Genomic DNA, 1,530 nt, shown 5'->3' with positions numbered 1-1,530 from the left:
GTCTGCTGTGGCTGCGGAGCGTGGTCCGTCTGCCAGGCTTGCCAGATCATAAAAGACACGAACAGAAAAGCGATGAGAAAGAGATTGCGTTGCGAATCCATCGTTAATGTTCTCTGGTATCAAAGGTTTTTGGCGGCACCGGATCGTCGCCACCCGGGTTCAAAGGGTGGCATTTTAATACGCGTTTAATCGTCAACCAACTGCCTTTTAACATGCCGAAGCGGCGTACAGCTTCCACCCCATACTGCGAGCAGGTGGGATGGAACCGGCAATGAGGTCCCAGCAGTGGGCTGATGGCGCGTTGATAAACGCGTATCAGGGCGATCAGGAGCCGCGCGCCAGGCGACAGTGACGACGCCATAATTTCTCCAACGCTTCCGTCAGTGCACGGTTATCGAGGTCAGCAATCCCTTTTTTCGCCACGATGACAAAATCCATCGGCGGCAGCTCGTGTTGACGCAAACGAAAGCTTTCGCGGGTCAATCGCTTGATCCGGTTGCGTTCATGGGCGCGTTTCACGTGCTTCTTGGCGACGGTAAGACCGATGCGGGGATGCCCCAGCGAATTAAGGCGGCCGAGGATGGTGATTTGCGGCGTGCCAGCCCGAAGAGGTTGCTGGAAGACGAAAGTGAAATGAGCGGGAGTTAACAAACGTAACTCCCTGGGAAATGCGAGCTTAACCACGAGGGTTAGCTTTTATTACTTAGAAACGGTCAGACGAGCACGGCCTTTAGCACGACGACGTGCCAGAACCTGACGACCATTTTTAGTAGCCATACGAGCACGGAAGCCGTGAGAACGGTTGCGCTTCAGTACGGACGGTTGAAAAGTGCGTTTCATGGCGATTTCTACCTAAACTTGAAAAATTTCACTGGGTGACGCGTTTTCGGGCCAGTAAAACGACCGACGCCTCAATGTGTCTTTAATAAAGAGGCGGGATTGTAATAATTGTACAGTCCGGAGTCAATTTACTTCGCTGGGCGCGAGACCTGAAAACTCTGATACAGCCCGCTAATTCCGGGCATCAAAGCTTCACGCGCCAATGCCGGGTGGGGAATTATACGGGCTATAAAGGAAAGCGCAAGGATCGTCCAGGATCTTCTTGCGATCGCCGCGCCGATCGTAACGGCAAAAATGCGAGCGCGGCGGAAAATTTCTCGCTTTCAGCCTGATCCCCGCTCGCTTTTTCCGCAGACGGCGTAAACTGATGCATGCCTGGACACCCTGTGGATAAAATGGATCAAAACTGTGTAGAAAGGGAAGATCTCTGAGGCGCTTTGCGCTATGATCCGCCCTTCCGCTGACGATCCTCCTTGCGATCGCCGGGGATGACTACCGCGGATAGCGGTCGCAGGCGCTTTCTGACCGCCTGTGTCAAAAAAGACAGTTTCTATTATTAGCGCCTGAAATTCTTATCGATTTTGTACGAGTGGAGTCCGCCGTGTCACTTACGCTTTGGCAACAGTGTCTTGCCCGTTTGCAGGATGAGCTTCCTGCCACCGAATTCAGCATGTGGATTCGTCCGCTGCA

4 protein-coding genes are annotated in these 1,530 nt (G+C 53.2%); 1 reads left to right on the top strand and 3 read right to left on the bottom strand.

Features of this window, described 5'->3' with window-relative positions:
• Window positions 1-103 precede the first annotated feature (103 nt).
• Genes yidD through rpmH form a run of 3 tightly spaced genes read right to left on the bottom strand, consistent with a single transcriptional unit; the run spans window position 104 to window position 840 of the window.
• Entirely contained in the window at window positions 104-361 is a 258-nt protein-coding gene (gene yidD, locus FT726_RS27240) for a membrane protein insertion efficiency factor YidD (RefSeq protein ID WP_071813586.1), read from the bottom strand.
• Complete coding sequence (gene rnpA, locus FT726_RS27235; protein ID WP_040679622.1) at window positions 325-684, bottom strand: ribonuclease P protein component; 360 nt, start codon at window positions 682-684, stop codon at window positions 325-327. Before rnpA ends, yidD begins: the two co-directional genes overlap by 37 nt.
• A gap of 15 nt (window positions 685-699) precedes the next feature.
• Window positions 700-840, bottom strand: a complete 141-nt coding sequence (gene rpmH / locus FT726_RS27230; RefSeq protein ID WP_000831330.1) for a 50S ribosomal protein L34 — start codon at window positions 838-840, stop codon at window positions 700-702.
• A gap of 601 nt (window positions 841-1,441) precedes the next feature.
• Here rpmH and FT726_RS27225 point away from each other — a divergent pair.
• The coding region (locus FT726_RS27225; RefSeq protein WP_346303844.1) for a DnaA N-terminal domain-containing protein at window positions 1,442-1,530 on the top strand (89 nt) is incomplete at its 3' end.

The organism is Pantoea sp. Morm, assembly GCF_016643525.1.
Classification (GTDB): domain Bacteria; phylum Pseudomonadota; class Gammaproteobacteria; order Enterobacterales; family Enterobacteriaceae; genus Pantoea; species Pantoea dispersa.
This window is presented reverse-complemented; position numbering and strand designations above follow the sequence as displayed.